The following is a 17,007-nucleotide window of genomic DNA, read 5'->3' as shown; positions in this document are numbered from 1 at the left end:
TACAGTAAGCGCTTTTTGGGGCATGATACGGCGAATTTTTTATATTTGAAGGCATAAAGGTAACCAATTAATGGCGAAAGAAGACAACATTGAAATGCAGGGCACAATCCTTGAGACCTTGCCAAATACAATGTTCCGCGTTGAACTTGAAAATGGTCATGTTGTGATTGCACACATTTCTGGCAAGATGCGCAAAAACTACATCCGTATTTTAACGGGTGATAAAGTTACGGTTCAGTTGACTCCTTACGATTTAAGTAAAGGTCGTATCGTCTTCCGCGCACGTTAATACTGCCTCATCTATTTAAAAACCCGGCTTAAATGTCGGGTTTTTTATTGGCTATAGATTAACGTTAATACAAAAATGGCTATCTGATTTCAGATAGCCATTTTTATTAAACGATTAACACGTCAACACTAAACCAATGTGCAAATTACGACACCTTTTCTTCGCATTCGCAGTTAATGACAATTTCATTGTCCTTAACATCCACTTTGGCAGTACCGCCCGCTTCCAATTTACCAAACAGTATTTCATCGGCTAAAGGTCGTTTAATCAACTCAGTGACAACTCGTCCCATAGGTCGTGCGCCCATGTTTTTGTCGTAGCCTTTTTCAGCAAGTAGCGTACGCGCTTCATCAGTCACTTCCAATGTCACCCGTTTCTCGTCAAGTTGTGCTTGTAGTTCAATTAAGAACTTATCAACTACTTTGGCAATAATGGTCATATCTAAATGATTAAACCAAATAATTGAATCTAAACGATTACGAAACTCTGGCGTGAATACCTTATTAATTTCAGACATAGCATTAAGACTATTATCTTGCTGCTTAAACCCAATTGAAGTGCGAATGGTTTCTTGCACACCGGCATTGGTTGTCATCACTAAGGTGACATTTCTGAAATCAGCTTTACGGCCATTATTATCAGTTAAGGTTCCGTGATCCATGACTTGTAATAGCAAATTGTAGACATCCGGATGGGCTTTTTCAATTTCATCCAATAACACCACACAATGAGGGTTTTTAATCACAGCATCTGTTAACAAACCACCTTGCTCATAACCCACATAACCTGGAGGCGAACCGATTAGGCGTGAAACCGCGTGACGTTCCATGTACTCTGACATATCGAATCGAATTAACTTCATGTTTAAACAAGAAGCTAATTGGTTAGTCACTTCAGTTTTACCCACACCAGTAGGTCCAGCAAACAAGAAACTACCTACTGGCTTTTTCTCAGCGCCTAAACCACTTCGAGATAATCGAATGGCTGAACTAAGCCCCTCAATCGCCTTGTCTTGGCCAAACACCAACATTTTAAGGTTACGCTCAAGGTTTTTAAGTAAATCCTTATCAGTAGACGATACGGACTTTTCAGGAATACGAGCGATCTTAGCGATTATCGCTTCAATTTCTGGCTGACCAATGGTTTTCTTACGTTTGCTTTGCGGCAACATCACCATACGAGCGCCCGCTTCATCGATTACATCAATGGCTTTATCAGGCAAGTGACGGTCATTGATGTGTTTTGCCGATAAACTCGCAGCTGAACTTATGGCAGCTTGAGTGTATCGCACGCCGTGGTGTTCTTCGTATTTGGACTTAAGCCCTAATAGAATTTTAGTGGTCTCGGCAACCGATGGTTCGTTAATATCTATTTTCTGGAAACGTCTTGCTAGGGCGCGATCTTTTTCAAAAATACTTTGGTATTCTTGAAAGGTCGTCGACCCCATACAGCGTAGCGTACCGTTAGACAGTAATGGTTTTAGCAAATTTGATGCATCCATAACGCCACCGGACGCGGCACCTGCGCCAATAATGGTATGAATTTCATCGATGAACAAAATTGCGTGTTCATTCTTACCCAGCTCTTTAAGTAAGCCTTTAAAGCGTTTCTCAAAATCCCCGCGGTATTTTGTGCCCGCAAGTAATGAGCCTAAATCTAATGAGTAAACCGTTGCATCTTTGATTACATCAGGTACTTGATCGTTAACGATACGATAAGCTAGGCCTTCTGCGATGGCAGTTTTACCAACACCTGCTTCCCCCACCAATAGCGGGTTATTTTTACGACGACGACATAAGGTTTGAATCGCACGTTCTACTTCGTCATCACGTCCTATTAATGGATCGATCACACCATCTTTAGACATTTGATTTAAGTCAGTAGCAAATTGCGACAAAAGACTCCTGTCTTCAGCAGACTCGCTGCCTTCTTCTGATGCTTCTGGATTATTAATTTCACTATCGTCGTCATCTTTCGGTAAACCATGTGAAATGTAATTCACCACATCTAAACGGGTGATTTCGCAACGACGTAGTAAGTAAACTGCTTGGGATTCTTGTTCACTAAAAATAGCCACGAGTACATTGGCACCAGTGACTTCATTACGCCCTGAAGATTGCACATGGAATACTGCACGTTGCAGCACACGTTGAAAACCTAATGTTGGCTGGGTTTCACGTTCTTCAGTGCTTTCGGCGATTAATGGGGTTGTTTGTTGAATGAAGTTAGATACTTCCTCGTGAAGACGAGTAATATCCGCGCCACAAGCCAATAGTGCTTCTTTGGCCGATGGGTTATTGATTAATGCTAATAATAAATGTTCTACCGTCATATATTCATGACGTGAATCTCTAGCTTGTTGAAAAGCTAGGTTCAAGGTGACTTCGAGATCTTTGTTTAGCATAAGCACCCCCTAAAAATACTCATAAACTGCAGAGTTACCAATGGAAAATCAAATCGTTCATCATGCAGTTTCTAATGAACACAGTAATGGATGTTGATTTTCTTTGGCAAATTGATTTACTTGTAACACTTTCGTTTCGGCAATGCCAAACGAATAAACACCGCATATTCCTTTACCTTGGTGATGGATAGCCAACATAATATCGGTGGCTTGTTGTTCATCCTTATTAAAAAAGCGTTGTAACACTTCTATCACGAAATCCATCGGAGTGTAATCATCGTTATTTAACACGACTTTGTACATTGAAGGTGGTTGTAGCTCCGATTCAACACGTTCTTCTGTGTGCTCTACGCTGCCTAATCTACCCATGAGTTAATACTAGCCTCTAGTTTGGTACAAGACCAATTGATATTATTAAATTAATTAAATGTTGTCATTTTGTTAATTTTTACTTGACATCTTTTCGTACAAATTTCATTCTGTTCTGAGGCGGCAATAGAGACCGCTGATAAAAATAAGTTTTACTATCTTACTGGTAAGTAGACAACAGAAGGAAGTGGAAGTATGGCAAGCGGAACTGTTAAATGGTTCAACAACGCCAAAGGATTCGGGTTTATTTGCCCAGATCAGGGTGGCGAAGATGTATTTGCGCATTATTCAACAATCGAAATGGAAGGTTATAGAACGCTTAAAGCGGGCCAACCTGTAGATTTCGAAACTGAGCAGGGCCCAAAAGGGATGCATGCTTCAGCCATTTCACCTACTAAATAGTAGCTGAAACTATAAAACAAAAAGGCAGAGATTTTAATCTCTGCCTTTTTTATTTAATAATTTTATTGCATATCACAGCTCGTTCGCTTAAAAAACACCCAAAAAGATTTCTTAAACACAAACTTTCTTACAAAATTAACGAGTCCAACAGCCAACACACTTAAATTTTTTGCACAAAAAAGCAGAAACTTTCGTTTCTGCTTTTGCTATTTAAGCGAATTAACACCTATTATTGTATTAAGCCGTAATGAAAGAGTTCAACAATGCACTCGGACGCATTGCCGCTTCTGCTTTTGCTGCATCTAAACGGAAATAACCACCTAAATCAACAGCTGGACCTTGTGAATCATTTAACTCAGCAACAATTGCAGCTTCGTTTGTAGTTAATGATTCAGCTAACCCTGCAAATTCAGCAGCTAATTCAGCATCAGTTGTTTGAACTGATAATGCTTGAGCCCAGTACATAGCAAGATAGAAATGGCTGCCACGGTTATCAAGTTCACCTACACGACGTGAAGGAGACTTGTTGCTATCCAAAAATTGACCAATAGCCGTATCAAGTGTATCTGCCAATACTTGTGCTTTAGCGTTGTTCTCAGTTTGGCTTAAGTGCTCTAAAGACGCCGCTAACGCTAAAAACTCACCCAGTGAATCCCAACGTAAGTGCCCTTCTTTCTCAACCTGCTGAACGTGCTTAGGTGCACTACCACCTGCGCCAGTTTCAAATAAACCACCGCCATTCATCAGTGGCACAATCGACAACATTTTAGCACTGGTGCCTAATTCAAGAATTGGGAATAAATCAGTTAAGTAATCACGTAATACGTTACCAGTTACTGAAATCGTATCTAGCCCATCATGAACGCGCGCAAGTGTTGCTCGAGTTGCCTCAACTGGCGCTAAGATTTGTAAATCAAGACCTGCTGTATCGTGATCTTTTAAGTACAGTTCTACTTTTGCGATAAGCTGAGCATCGTGGGCACGATTGCTATCTAACCAGAAAATTGCAGGTGTATTGCTTAAACGAGAGCGTTTAACAGCTAATTTCACCCAGTCACGAATTGGCGCATCTTTAACTTGGCACATTCTGAAAATATCGCCGACTTCAACGTTGTGGCTCATTAGCACGTCACCCGCACTGTTGATAACCTTAACAACACCCGCAGCTGCAACTTCAAACGTTTTATCGTGGCTACCGTACTCTTCTGCTTTTTGTGCCATTAGACCGACGTTTGGAACACTGCCCATTGTCGTTGGGTTAAATGCGCCATTGGCCTTACAAAATGCAATAGTTTCTTGGTAAACACCGGCGTAACAACGATCTGGGATCATTGCTTTTGTGTCTTTTAGTTGACCGTCTGGTCCCCACATTTTGCCTGAAGAACGAATAGCAGCAGGCATAGAAGCATCAATAATGATATCACTTGGTACATGCAGATTAGTAATACCTTTATCAGAATCAACCATCGCTAGTGCTGGACGCTTTGCGTAAACAGCAGCAATATCAGCTTCAACTTCAGCGCGTTTTGCTTGTGGTAGCGATGCGATTTTAGCGTAAACATCACCAAAACCATTGTTTACATCAACACCTAACTCATCAAACAATGCTTGATGCTTAGTGAATACGTCTTTAAAGAACACTTTAACAGCGTGACCGAATAAAATCGGGTCAGACACTTTCATCATGGTCGCTTTTAAGTGAAGCGATAATAAAACATCTTCAGATTTAGCGGCTTCGATTTCACGCTCATAAAAAGCTTGCAATGCTTTGTTACTCATCACTGCAGTATCGATGATTTCACCTGCGAGCAAAGGCAGGTTTTTCTTAAGCACAGCTTCTTGACCGTCAACTTGCGTTAGTACAATACTCACTGTGTCCGCGGCAGTTAACGTTACTGACTGCTCGCTTCCGTAAAAATCACCTTCTTGCATATGAGCAACATGAGATTGTGAGTCACTTGCCCATTTACCCATTGAATGCGGATTTTTCTTAGCGTAGTTTTTAACTGAAGTCGGTGCGCGGCGATCTGAGTTACCTTCACGTAATACCGGGTTTACCGCACTACCTTTAATCTTGTCATAACGGCTTTGAGTATCACGTTCAGCATCGGTTGTAGGCTCATCCGGATAATTCGGAATGTCATAACCTTTAGCTTGAAGCTCAGCAATACACGCTTTCAATTGTGGAATTGACGCACTGATATTAGGTAACTTAATAATATTGGCTTCAGGAGTCCCAGCCATCACACCTAATTCAGTTAATGCATCAGAGATTTTTTGTTCTGCAGTTAACTTTTCAGGAAAGTTTGCAATGACACGGCCTGATAAAGATATATCTCGGGTCTCAACTTTAACACCTGCAGCGTTGGTAAATGTGCGGATGATAGGGAGTAATGAAAGCGTGGCTAATGCTGGCGCTTCATCAGTTTCAGTATAAATGATCGTTGGAGAGTTATCTTTCATGCTTTTTCCTACATTATTGAAATAAAGAGTTTTTATAAATTATTATTGTAATAAGTAACTACCTAAAATAGCTTCAATCTTGTTGTCGAAGTCTATTTATATACGGCACAAATCCATATGAAAATAGAAAAATAAACTGTGGCTGTGGTAACAAAAGTGGGCACAGATCACATTTTTTAGGCCAACATCATAGATCATTATCTCGCAGATTCAAATTCCACTAAGGCCCAATGCCAAGTAAACTATGCAAAATAACTTAATTTCGCCCTTAAATAGGCTTATCTATGCCAGCAAATGACAAAGCAAAACGATTTAGTACCAAACCGGCATTTGCCCGAACAGCTAAAAAGTCTACCAACAATACCAGAAAACCCGTTAAACGCACCGTAAAAAAAACGGTTGAAAATCCAATAATAGTGTTATTTAACAAACCTTTTGATGTTCTTTGTCAATTTACTGATGAGTCAGGAAGGCAAACATTAAAAGATTTTATTCCAGTAAAAGATGTTTACGCTGCAGGTAGGCTTGATAGGGACAGTGAAGGATTATTGTTGCTAACTAATGACGGTAAGCTACAAGCCCAAATAACTCAGCCCAAAAAGAAAACATATAAGACTTATTGGGCTCAAGTTGAAGGCGAGCCAAGCGAGCAAGCAATAAAAGAGCTATGCCAAGGTGTTGAATTAAAAGATGGAATGACCTTACCTGCTAAAGTGACGGTCATGAGTGAACCTAAAGTTTGGGAACGAATACCACCGGTTAGGGAAAGAAAATCAATTCCGACAACTTGGTTAGAAATTCAAATTTGTGAAGGTCGTAATAGGCAGGTTAGAAGAATGACAGCCCACATTGGCCACCCTACTTTAAGATTAATTCGCTATAAAATAGGTCAATGGAGTTTAGATGATATCGATAATGGGCAATATAAAACGATTGCCCAGTAATTTTCATATTAAATAAACTGACTAATGAAGTGGACCCAATGTGCTTCAGCGTGTTTAGGATTAGTGTTCACAACTAATATAGGATAATTCAATGACTCAGCAACGCTACAAACCTAATACGACTGTGGCCTGTGTGATCCATTGCCAACAAAAGTTTTTATTCGTCGAAGAAATCATTGAAGGTGAAGTTCGTTTCAATCAACCTGCTGGTCATATTGAGGCTCTAGAATCAATTCCACAGGCTTGTAAACGAGAAGTTAATGAAGAGACTGGGTTAGATATTGAATTGGCAGGCTTGATTGGTATCTATCAATTCAGCGCAGATGAGCAATTGGCTTTTGTGCGGTTTACCTTCGCAGCAGAGACTGAAAACTTGATAGATTGCCAGCCTTTAGATGAAGCGATTAAGGCTTGTCACTGGCTTACATTAGATGAAATAAAGTCCCGTAAACATCAACTTAGAAGCCCTTTGGTGATAAAATGCATCGAGGACTATTTACATAAAGGTCACAGCCCATTATCACTGATTGATAGTGACCTTCAGATGATAGCCGACAACAACAATGCGTGATAGAATATGCGCCGCACATTTTTGAGATTTTCGTGATGTTTTTCATCGATTTTTAAGGTCAGTTGTAAAGGTCGATTTTTACATTTATTTATGATGGCAAATACCTAGCGACTTGAAAAACGCTATTGTCGACCACATGATCATCTCTTGTATCCGTAAATTCACTGGTTTTTAGGTTTTATGACATCAATCAATCCCAATTCAAATGCTAAAAAAGTCATCGTAGGCATGTCCGGCGGTGTAGATTCTTCAGTTTCGGCTTATCTGCTCATGCAGCAAGGCTATCAGGTTGAAGGATTATTTATGAAGAACTGGGAAGAAGATGATACGGATGAATATTGTCTTGCAGCTGAAGATTTAAAAGACGCACAAGCCGTCTGTGACAAACTCGGCATCAAATTGCACACGGTTAACTTCGCATCAGAGTATTGGGACAATGTGTTTGAACATTTCCTTGAAGAATACAAAGCGGGTCGTACACCGAACCCTGACATCATGTGCAACAAAGAAATCAAATTCAAAGCATTTTTAGAATTCGCTGATGAAATTCTAGATGCTGACTACATTGCTATGGGCCATTACGTTCGTCGCCGCGACAACGAAGATGGCACCACTCAAATGCTTCGTGGTATAGATGCTAATAAAGACCAAAGCTATTTTCTTTATACGTTAAGCGACAAACAAGTTGCTAAAAGCTTATTCCCTGTTGGCGAATTAGAAAAGTTCCAAGTTCGCGATATTGCCAAAGAAATGGGTCTTATCACCCACGACAAGAAAGACAGCACAGGTATTTGCTTTATTGGTGAACGTAAATTCACTGACTTCTTAGGCACATACTTGCCAGCACAACCTGGTGATATTGAAACAGCTGAAGGTGAAGTGATCGGTTCTCACCAAGGTTTGATGTATCACACCCTTGGCCAACGTAAAGGGCTTGGCATTGGTGGCTTAAAAAATAGCAATGACAACCCTTGGTATGTAGTTGAGAAAGATTTATTACGTAATGTTCTTATTGTTGCTCAAGGCGGTAATCACCCTCGCCTGATGTCACATGGCATGCTTGTGAGTCAATTGCACTGGGTTGACCGCAAAGGCCCTATTTCGCCAGCAACCATTACCGTTAAAACTCGTTACCGTCAGCAAGATGTGAAATGTACTGTTACGACTGAGGGCGAAGATAACATTAAAGTGATGTTTGATGAGCCAGTTGCAGCGGTAACGCCAGGTCAATCAGCGGTATTCTATGATGGTGAGGTCTGTTTAGGCGGCGGCATTATCGATACGTTAATTAGAGGATAGAGCGTGAGCCAAGTATTATTTGAACGCACAATGGCGTTTGCAGGTATTTTACAAGCTATTGCTCAAGTTCAACACCTCGCCCGTCATGGTGAGTCAGACGAGACAGCCATGGCGGCAAGTTTGAACACCATCATGGTGACAGATCCAGAATCAATTTCTGATATCTATAAAGATAAACAAGCGCTCAATAAAGGCTACCAGCTAATTGAAAATCAATTAGGCGACGGTAATAGCAAAGACGTTGAAACAACACGTTATTTGGTTGGCATGCTCGCACTAGAACGTAAATTAGCACGTTCTGCCAACGGCCTTGGCATGCTAGCTGAGCGTATTAACCAAGTTCACCGACAACTGCACCATTTTGCCATTACTGATGAGCAAATCGTTGCGAGCTTAGCAAGCATCTATAGCGATGTGATCAGTGAGCTTGGCCCTAAATTACAAATTTCTGGTAATCCAGCTTGCTTGCAACAACCGCAAGTACAACAAAAAATCCGTGCTTTACTTCTATCAGCTATGCGCAGTGCTGTTTTATGGCGTCAATTAGGTGGCAAACGTCGTCATCTGGTTTTTGCTCGTAAAGCCATTGTGGATACTGCTATTAGCAGCCGTAAAAATAATTAATCGTATCACCCTACAACAAAAGTTCATCAAGGAGCTTCAAATGGATCTTTCTGCACTGACTGCTATCTCTCCGATAGACGGTCGTTATGGTAGCAAAACCACCTCTTTACGAGGTATTTTCAGCGAATTCGGTTTAACTAAATACCGTGTTCAAGTTGAAATTAACTGGTTAAAACTACTTTCAAGCTGCCCAGAGATTGAAGAAGTTCCGCCATTCAGTGAAGAAGCATTAATCTTACTGGATAGCATCAAGGATAACTTCAGCGAAGAAGACGCATTGCGCGTTAAAACAATTGAAAGAACCACCAACCACGACGTTAAAGCGGTTGAGTATTTCATTAAAGAACAAATTGCCGATAACGCTGAATTAGTCGCTATCGACGAATTTGTTCACTTCGCGTGTACTTCAGAAGACATCAATAACTTATCTCATGCGTTAATGCTAAAAGAAGCACGTGAGTTAGTCTTGGCACCACAGTGTCTTGAAATTGTTGATGCAATTAAAAAATTAGCGACTGAAAACAAATCAGTTCCGTTAATGTCACGTACTCACGGACAACCAGCTTCACCTACTACATTAGGTAAAGAGATGGCTAACGTTGCTGTACGTCTAGAGCGTCAACTAAACCAAATCAACGCAGTTGAAATCATGGGTAAAATCAATGGTGCTGTAGGTAACTACAACGCACACATCTCTGCTTACCCAGAAGTTAACTGGCATGAACTGTCACAGCGTTTCGTTACAAGCTTAGGCATCAACTGGAACCCTTACACAACTCAAATCGAACCGCATGATTACATTGCTGAACTATTTGATGCTGTAGCACGATTTAACACCATTCTTATCGATTTCGATCGTGACATTTGGGGTTACATTGCAATGGGTCACTTTAAGCAACGTACTATTGCTGGCGAAATTGGTTCTTCAACCATGCCGCATAAAGTTAACCCTATCGATTTTGAAAACTCAGAAGGTAACTTAGGTATTGCTAATGCGCTTATGCAGCATTTGGCCGCTAAATTGCCAGTTTCAAGATGGCAACGTGATTTAACGGATTCAACCGTATTGCGTAACCTAGGTGTTGGTATGGCTCATTCATTAATAGCTTATCAAGCAACAATGAAAGGCATCAGCAAGCTAGAAGTTAACGAAGCAAACCTATTAGCTGAATTAGACAAAAACTGGGAAGTACTGGCTGAGCCTGTACAAACGGTTATGCGTCGCTATGGCATCGAAAAACCATACGAAAAGTTAAAAGAATTAACCCGTGGTAAGCGTATTGATGGTGAGCAACTTGCTTTATTCATCGATGGCTTAGAGCTACCAGACAGCGTTAAAGCTGAACTTAAAACAATGACACCAGCTAACTATATCGGCCGTGCTGAAGCATTCGTTGACGAGTTAAAATAATCCTCCAAATAAGCACTTAAGGTGACTTATTAGATGAATAAGGAATGGCGACACCTCGTAAGAGCTGTCGCCTTTTTAATACTATGTATACATTAAATTTCGATACAGCTGACTTCACCCGTGAATATTGGCAAAAGAAGCCCATTGTTATTAAAAATGCCTTTAATGACTTTGAAGATCCCATTTCAGCAGATGAACTTGCAGGTTTAGCAATGGAAGAAGATATATCTTCGCGCATTGTTCAAACACAAGCGCAGGGCTGGAATGTAGTTCAAGGACCATTTGAAGATTATGATGAATATGGTGAAGATGGCTGGCAGTTATTGGTTCAAGCCGTTAATCATTGGTATCCAGAGTCTCAACCATTAGTCGAGGCGTTTCGCTTTTTACCCGACTGGCGTTTTGATGACTTGATGGTGTCATTCGCAACACCTAAAGGCGGCGTCGGGCCACATATCGATAACTACGATGTATTCATTATTCAAGGTGAAGGTAAGCGACGCTGGCAGGTTGGCAATACTGGCAACCACCAACAACGTGGTGGTGATAAAAACAGCCCATTAGTCGATGACTTTGAACCTATTATTGACGTGGTATTAACCAAAGGTGATGTACTTTATATTCCGCCTGGTTACCCACATTGCGGTGAAACGTTAACACTTGCTTTAAGTTACTCAATTGGTTTTAGAGCGCCGAGTCAGCAAGAGTTGCTGACCGAAATGGCAGATTCATTAATTGATAATAATCTTGGTAAGCAGCGATTTACCTCAACTGAAGAAGTAGCAAATAAAGGCTTCGTGAGTGAGCAACAACAGCAAGGAATGATGAATTTACTAACTCAACTTGCCCAAGACCCAAATCAATATCAAACCATGCTGGGTAAATTGTTAAGTCAAAACCGTTTTGAGTTAGACCTTAACCCATTTGAGCAACCAATTTCGGCTAATGATGTTACTGAAGCCATTGAAGATGGCGCTAGCATTCAACGCATTGGTGGCTTAAAAGTCCTCAAGTTAGAAGCTGATAAGCAAGCACAATTATACATCAATGGTGAAGTGGTAACAGTAGCAGGTATCGATGCTGACATTGTAGCAATTATTGCTAATGAGCACTTTATCGACCAAGACTCTTTATTGAAATGGAGTCAACAACCCGCTCTAGTGAAGTTAGTCGCTCAGTTAATCAACCAAGGTTGGTTTTACTTTTCTGAATAGCATTTAAAGTTATAAATAGCATTTAAAGTTATAAATAGTATTTAAAGTTATAAATCGAGTCATTAAAAATGGCTGAAATCCAGTTATAAAAAAGGCACTAAAGAATCTACGTTAGTGCCTTTTTTATCTGTACTTATAACAAAAAATTAATAAAGGTCGGTTTCGCCTATCGGACGAGTTTTTAAAAACTTCAAAAACCACATGTACTGTTCAGGGTAAGCGTTAATCACCTGTTCAACCATATGATTTAGCGCGATAGCTTCATTGTCTTTGCCTTGCATGTCTTCTGGATTCACCGCTGGCATCACGGTTAAATTAAATTGGCGAGCTTGTTTGTCATAGCCAATTTTGACCGGCAACACTTGCGCCTTTCCTGCTTGAGCTAAGCGCCCTACCACTGGCAAAGTGGCTTTAACGGTGCCTAGTAGCGGTGCAAAAACACTTTGCTCGCGGCCTAAATCTTCGTCAGGTAGATAAAAGAAACTATTATCTTGTCTTAATTCACTGATTAGAGCGCGTATACCTGCCTCTCGCATGTAAACCCGACCGTTTTGACTACTACGTAGACGATTACTAAACCAGTTAAATAAACCGTTTCTGTGAGCTTTTGCCATCGTAACCATGGGGAGCTCAATGTTAAGCCTAATACCTGCATAATCAATCGGCCACACATGGGGCATAATAAAGATGATAGGCTGACCAGCTTGTCTTGCTGAGTTAACATGCTCAAAACCATCAATCGTTACCCTGCGTTTGATATGCGCATTCGAGCGAAGCAACAATTCAGCTTGTGACATTAACGTCAATACAAACATATCGACATTGTCTTTAATCAAAGCATCAATTTCAGCAGCAGATTTTTCAGGAAAACAGGTGCGTATATTAATGCGAGCAACATTTATTGGCTTTTTAGCTATCAGCATCACAAGCCTTGCCAATAGTCGAGAAAGTGGGTCTCGGATCAAGGCAGGCATTAAACCAAATATAAACAAGATGACAATGGCAAGCCATGTGCCCCAGTACTTGGGATGCAATAAAGAAAGAGTAAATCGACGGTCGAAATGTTTTGCTTGTCTAGCCAAAAGAAACCTCAAAAAATTACATCAATGCTATGAAATATAAAGAGCGGAACCAAACACGTATAATAACAATTTTCTAGTACTGACAACACGATAATTTTATATCATCTACTTAACTCACACTGGCTTATCCGTCTTAGAAAACAAAAAAGCCACTCAAACGAGTGGCTTTTTTAATCAAGCGAAACTATTTCTTAGCCGAGTTTGATTCTTCAACTCGAGTTTTCAACTTTTGTCCTGGACGGAAAGTCACAACACGTCGAGCTGAAATTGGAATATCTTCACCAGTTTTTGGGTTCCTTCCCGGTCTTTGATTCTTGTCGCGCAGATCAAAGTTTCCAAAGCCAGATAACTTGACCTGCTCACCACTTTCGAGTGCTTCTCTAATTTCTTCAAAGAAAGACTCAACCATCTCTTTGGCAACACGTTTATTAATGCCCAGCGTTTCAAAAAGATGTTCTGCCATTTCGGCTTTGGTAAGTGCCATACTTTTAGTCCCTCAACGATGCGTTGAACTCGGTCTTAAGTGCAGACACAACTGAATCAACAGTTTCAGTTATATCCTTTTCTTCAAGCGTACGAGTAATGTCTTGTAATGTAAGTGCTATTGCAAGGCTCTTTTTGCCTGCTTCAACACCTTTACCTCGGTATACGTCGAACAAGTTTAAGCCAACCAACTGATTTTCGCCAACTTTTCTTATCAAATTCATAACATTAGTTGCAGAAACTTCTTCTTCAACAACAACAGCAATATCACGTCGATTTGCAGGAAACTTAGATACAGTCTGGGCTAGCGGCAAACTGGCATGCAGTAAAGCGTCCAGTTCTAACTCAAAAATAATTGTTTTACCATTTAGTCCAAAAGGCTTTTCCAAACTAGGATGGACAGCACCAATGATACCAATGACCTGATTATTTCTTAGTATTTCAGCACATTGCCCCGGATGAAGAGCAGAATGTGTTGCACTTCTAAAAGTAAATTCAGAAGTCGAAACTGTCAAGCCGATAATTGATTCTAAATCACCTTTTAAATCAAAGAAGTCGACAGTTTTAGAATCCATAGACCAATGTTCATCATTTTGAACACCAGAAATCACCGCACCAATCATGGCTTCTTGTCTAACACCAGAATCTGCTTTTGCATCAGGTACAAAGCGTAAACCCGTCTCAAATAAACGCACACGACCTTGCTGACGGCTTTGGTTATAACCTACTGAGGTCAACAATCCAGTGAACATAGAAAGGCGCATAGCAGACATTTCAACCGAAATTGGGTTCGGCAAAATCATTGCTGGTGCATCTGGGTGAACAAGATTTTGTTGCTTAGGGTCAACAAAGCTATAAGTCACAGCTTCTTGGAAACCGCGAGCAACTAGCACATTACGTACTTTACGTAATGAAATATCCGCTTCTTTATGATCAGACATGGTTAACGAGGCTACAGGTGCAATATTCGGGATATTGTTATATCCGTAAATACGCGCAACTTCTTCGATTAAGTCTTCTTCAATGGCCATATCGAAACGGTAAGTTGCCGTCACAACAGTCCAAGTTTCCGCATTAGCTGTCACAGTAAAGCCTAAACGCTCAAGAATTTCAGTCACATCAGCTGCAGGAATATGGTGACCTAAAATTTTATCAAGCTTGCTACGACGTAGTGTTAACTCAACTGGCTTAGGTAAATTAGCTTCAGTAACCGCTTCTTCAACAGGACCAGCCTCGCCACCACAAATATCTAATACTAGACGTGTTGCTCGGTCCATGACCTTGTGTTGTAGTTCAGGGTCAACACCACGCTCAAAACGATGTGAAGCGTCTGTATGAAGACCTAAACGGCGTGATTTACCCATAATCGCAAGCGGAGCAAAAAATGCACACTCTAAAAGGATATCTTGAGTCTTAGTCGTTACGCCGGTTTTTTCGCCGCCAAACACACCTGCTAAGGCAATTGAGCCACTGTCATCTGCGATAACTAAAGTGTCATTAGGTACTGTCACTTCATTACCGTCTAATAATGTCAGCTTTTCAGCGCCATCACTTAAACGTACTTGAATCGCACCAGACAATGTTGCTAAGTCAAACGCATGCATTGGTTGACCGTATTCAATTAATACATAATTGGTAATATCAACAATTGGGTCAATTGAGCGAATACCACTACGACGCAATTTTTCTTGCATCCATAATGGAGTCGCAGCAGCTAAATCTACGTTTTTAACCACACGGCCTAAGTAACGAGGACAAGCTTGTGAATCAATCACATTGATTGCAACTTTATCTTCGATGGTCGCTGTAACCGCATCCCAAGTTGGCTCTGTTACTGCTTCACGATTTAATACGCCGACTTCGCGGGCAAGACCAGCCATACCAAGGCAGTCTGCGCGGTTTGCAGTTAAATCAACATCAATGATGGCATCATTAAGGTCTAGGTATTCGCGAACGTCTTTACCGATTGGCGCATCCGTTGGTAATTCGATAATGCCATCGCTTTCGATGTCGATACCTAATTCACCGTATGAACACAACATACCAAATGATGGTTGACCACGTAATTTGGCTTTTTTGATTTTAAAATCACCAGGAAGCACTGCGCCAACCATAGCAACAGCAACTTTTAAACCTAAACGGCAATTTGGTGCGCCACAAACGATGTCGATTAACTCTTCTTCACCGACATTAATTTTGGTAACACGCAGTTTGTCAGCATCAGGGTGCTGACCACACTCAACAACTTCACCGACAACAACACCACTAAATGCGGCAGCTACTGGGTCAACGCCATCTACTTCAAGACCGGCCATTGTAATTTGGTGTGATAACTCGTCACGGCTTACTGATGGGTTAACCCACTCACGAAGCCAAGATTCACTGAATTTCATCTTTATATCGCTCCGTTATTTGAATTGCTTAAGAAAACGTAAATCGTTTTCGAAGAAGGCACGTAGGTCATTTACGCCGTAACGCAGCATTGTTAAACGCTCAACACCCATACCGAAAGCAAAACCAGAGTATTTTTCAGGGTCGATACCGACACTGCGAAGTACGTTAGGATGCACCATACCGCAACCTAATACTTCTAACCATTTACCGTTCTTACCCATTACGTCGACTTCAGCTGAAGGCTCAGTAAACGGGAAGTAAGACGGACGGAAACGCACTTCTAAATCTTCTTCGAAGAAGTTACGTAAGAAGTCATGCAAAATGCCTTTTAATTCAGCAAAGTTAACTTTTTCATCAACTAGCAGACCTTCCACTTGGTGGAACATCGGCGTATGAGTTTGATCGTAATCGTTACGGTAAACACGGCCTGGAGAGATAATACGTAAAGGCGGCTTTTCGTGTTCCATTGTACGAATTTGAACACCTGAAGTTTGCGTACGGAGCATTACTTTCGGGTTGAAATAGAAAGTGTCATGATCAGCACGAGCAGGATGATGCTCAGAAATGTTCAATGCATCGAAGTTATGAAAATCATCTTCAATTTCAGGACCGTTTTTAACAGAGAATCCTAACTCACCAAAGAAAGTTTCAATACGTTCGATAGTACGTGTCACTGGGTGAAGTCCACCCAATTCAATGGTACGACCTGGTAAGGTAACATCGATTTGCTCAGCGATAAGTTGCGCTTCTAACTCTGCAGCCTTTAAGCCTTCAATGCGCTCAGAAAGTTCTTTCTGTACCGCTTGTTTAGCTTGGTTGACTGCTTGTCCAAAAGCAGGTTTCTCTGCTGGACTTAAGCTACCCATCAATTTCATCATGTCAGTGATCTTACCTTTCTTACCAAGGTAATCGACACGGATATCATCCAATGCCTTTAGATCACTGGCCTTACCAATTACTTCTAAGGCTTGTTCTACGATCTCAGTTAACTGCTGCATTATATCTTCCACTGCATTCTTGCATATCAAATGCGTTTGGGCGCCCAAGGTACGGACGAC

Annotated in this window: 15 protein-coding genes; 8 read left to right on the top strand and 7 right to left on the bottom strand. The window is 40.9% G+C overall.

The genetic code is table 11. The features are described 5' to 3' along the window. The first annotated feature begins 70 nt into the window (after window positions 1-70). Window positions 71-289 (top strand): translation initiation factor IF-1, encoded by a 219-nt coding sequence (infA, locus tag K5Q58_RS14745; RefSeq protein WP_011496276.1) that lies wholly within the window; start codon window positions 71-73, stop codon window positions 287-289. A gap of 145 nt (window positions 290-434) precedes the next feature. On the opposite strand, the gene clpA is transcribed toward infA, so the two are convergent. Then, the gene (clpA, locus tag K5Q58_RS14740; protein ID WP_220754678.1) at window positions 435-2,693 is read right to left on the bottom strand and encodes an ATP-dependent Clp protease ATP-binding subunit ClpA; all 2,259 of its coding nucleotides are present in this window, start codon (window positions 2,691-2,693) and stop codon (window positions 435-437) included. A gap of 60 nt (window positions 2,694-2,753) precedes the next feature. After that, window positions 2,754-3,062 (bottom strand): ATP-dependent Clp protease adapter ClpS, encoded by a 309-nt coding sequence (gene clpS, locus K5Q58_RS14735; RefSeq protein WP_102528713.1) that lies wholly within the window; start codon window positions 3,060-3,062, stop codon window positions 2,754-2,756. Between the two features lie 195 nt (window positions 3,063-3,257). Between clpS and cspD the strand changes: the two genes are divergently transcribed. Beyond that, the gene (gene cspD, locus K5Q58_RS14730; RefSeq protein WP_055024439.1) at window positions 3,258-3,464 is read left to right on the top strand and encodes a cold shock domain-containing protein CspD; all 207 of its coding nucleotides are present in this window, start codon (window positions 3,258-3,260) and stop codon (window positions 3,462-3,464) included. 237 nt (window positions 3,465-3,701) lie between these two features. On the opposite strand, the gene K5Q58_RS14725 is transcribed toward cspD, so the two are convergent. Next, window positions 3,702-5,927: an NADP-dependent isocitrate dehydrogenase gene (locus tag K5Q58_RS14725; protein WP_220754677.1), complete on the bottom strand. Its 2,226-nt coding sequence runs from the start codon at window positions 5,925-5,927 to the stop codon at window positions 3,702-3,704. Window positions 5,928-6,211: 284 nt separating this feature from the next. Between K5Q58_RS14725 and K5Q58_RS14720 the strand changes: the two genes are divergently transcribed. From K5Q58_RS14720 to K5Q58_RS14695, 6 genes are all read left to right on the top strand, one after another. Continuing rightward, window positions 6,212-6,871: an rRNA large subunit pseudouridine synthase E gene (locus K5Q58_RS14720; protein ID WP_220754676.1), complete on the top strand. Its 660-nt coding sequence runs from the start codon at window positions 6,212-6,214 to the stop codon at window positions 6,869-6,871. Between the two features lie 91 nt (window positions 6,872-6,962). Continuing rightward, window positions 6,963-7,442: an NUDIX hydrolase gene (locus K5Q58_RS14715; RefSeq protein ID WP_220754675.1), complete on the top strand. Its 480-nt coding sequence runs from the start codon at window positions 6,963-6,965 to the stop codon at window positions 7,440-7,442. Between the two features lie 180 nt (window positions 7,443-7,622). Then, window positions 7,623-8,741, top strand: a complete 1,119-nt coding sequence (gene mnmA, locus K5Q58_RS14710; protein ID WP_220754674.1) for a tRNA 2-thiouridine(34) synthase MnmA — start codon at window positions 7,623-7,625, stop codon at window positions 8,739-8,741. 3 nt (window positions 8,742-8,744) lie between these two features. Continuing rightward, a complete protein-coding gene (hflD, locus tag K5Q58_RS14705) occupies window positions 8,745-9,365 on the top strand; it encodes a high frequency lysogenization protein HflD (protein ID WP_220754673.1) in 621 nt (206 codons plus the stop codon). Between the two features lie 40 nt (window positions 9,366-9,405). After that, window positions 9,406-10,776, top strand: a complete 1,371-nt coding sequence (purB, locus tag K5Q58_RS14700) for an adenylosuccinate lyase (RefSeq protein WP_220754672.1) — start codon at window positions 9,406-9,408, stop codon at window positions 10,774-10,776. An 83-nt stretch (window positions 10,777-10,859) separates the two neighbouring features. Then, entirely contained in the window at window positions 10,860-11,990 is a 1,131-nt protein-coding gene (locus K5Q58_RS14695; RefSeq protein WP_220754702.1) for a cupin domain-containing protein, read from the top strand. Window positions 11,991-12,136: 146 nt separating this feature from the next. On the opposite strand, the gene lpxM is transcribed toward K5Q58_RS14695, so the two are convergent. The 4 genes from lpxM to pheS all read right to left on the bottom strand — a co-directional run bounded on the left by lpxM (window position 12,137) and on the right by pheS (window position 16,947). Further along, window positions 12,137-13,072 carry a lauroyl-Kdo(2)-lipid IV(A) myristoyltransferase gene (lpxM, locus tag K5Q58_RS14690; protein ID WP_220754671.1) on the bottom strand — a complete coding sequence of 312 codons (936 nt, stop codon included), beginning with the start codon at window positions 13,070-13,072 and terminating at the stop codon, window positions 12,137-12,139. Between the two features lie 184 nt (window positions 13,073-13,256). Beyond that, window positions 13,257-13,556 (bottom strand): integration host factor subunit alpha, encoded by a 300-nt coding sequence (ihfA, locus tag K5Q58_RS14685; RefSeq protein WP_055024430.1) that lies wholly within the window; start codon window positions 13,554-13,556, stop codon window positions 13,257-13,259. A gap of 4 nt (window positions 13,557-13,560) precedes the next feature. After that, complete coding sequence (pheT, locus tag K5Q58_RS14680; protein ID WP_220754670.1) at window positions 13,561-15,948, bottom strand: phenylalanine--tRNA ligase subunit beta; 2,388 nt, start codon at window positions 15,946-15,948, stop codon at window positions 13,561-13,563. A gap of 15 nt (window positions 15,949-15,963) precedes the next feature. Continuing rightward, window positions 15,964-16,947, bottom strand: a complete 984-nt coding sequence (gene pheS / locus K5Q58_RS14675) for a phenylalanine--tRNA ligase subunit alpha (protein ID WP_220754669.1) — start codon at window positions 16,945-16,947, stop codon at window positions 15,964-15,966. Between the last annotated feature and the right edge of the window lie 60 nt (window positions 16,948-17,007).

It is taken from the genome of Shewanella sp. KT0246, from assembly GCF_019654955.1.
Classification (GTDB): Bacteria; Pseudomonadota; Gammaproteobacteria; order Enterobacterales; family Shewanellaceae; genus Shewanella; species Shewanella goraebulensis.
Note: the sequence above shows the minus strand (reverse complement) of the source record. Positions and strands in the feature narration are given on the sequence as shown.

Coding starts and splice junctions, on each gene's coding strand:
- infA (WP_011496276.1), top strand. CDS start 71: ATGGCGAAAGAAGACAACATTGAAATGCAGGGCACAATCCTTGAGACC.
- clpA (WP_220754678.1), bottom strand. CDS start 2,693: ATGCTAAACAAAGATCTCGAAGTCACCTTGAACCTAGCTTTTCAACAA.
- clpS (WP_102528713.1), bottom strand. CDS start 3,062: ATGGGTAGATTAGGCAGCGTAGAGCACACAGAAGAACGTGTTGAATCG.
- cspD (WP_055024439.1), top strand. CDS start 3,258: ATGGCAAGCGGAACTGTTAAATGGTTCAACAACGCCAAAGGATTCGGG.
- K5Q58_RS14725 (WP_220754677.1), bottom strand. CDS start 5,927: ATGAAAGATAACTCTCCAACGATCATTTATACTGAAACTGATGAAGCG.
- K5Q58_RS14720 (WP_220754676.1), top strand. CDS start 6,212: ATGCCAGCAAATGACAAAGCAAAACGATTTAGTACCAAACCGGCATTT.
- K5Q58_RS14715 (WP_220754675.1), top strand. CDS start 6,963: ATGACTCAGCAACGCTACAAACCTAATACGACTGTGGCCTGTGTGATC.
- mnmA (WP_220754674.1), top strand. CDS start 7,623: ATGACATCAATCAATCCCAATTCAAATGCTAAAAAAGTCATCGTAGGC.
- purB (WP_220754672.1), top strand. CDS start 9,406: ATGGATCTTTCTGCACTGACTGCTATCTCTCCGATAGACGGTCGTTAT.
- K5Q58_RS14695 (WP_220754702.1), top strand. CDS start 10,860: ATGTATACATTAAATTTCGATACAGCTGACTTCACCCGTGAATATTGG.
- ihfA (WP_055024430.1), bottom strand. CDS start 13,556: ATGGCACTTACCAAAGCCGAAATGGCAGAACATCTTTTTGAAACGCTG.
- pheT (WP_220754670.1), bottom strand. CDS start 15,948: ATGAAATTCAGTGAATCTTGGCTTCGTGAGTGGGTTAACCCATCAGTA.
- pheS (WP_220754669.1), bottom strand. CDS start 16,947: ATGCAGCAGTTAACTGAGATCGTAGAACAAGCCTTAGAAGTAATTGGT.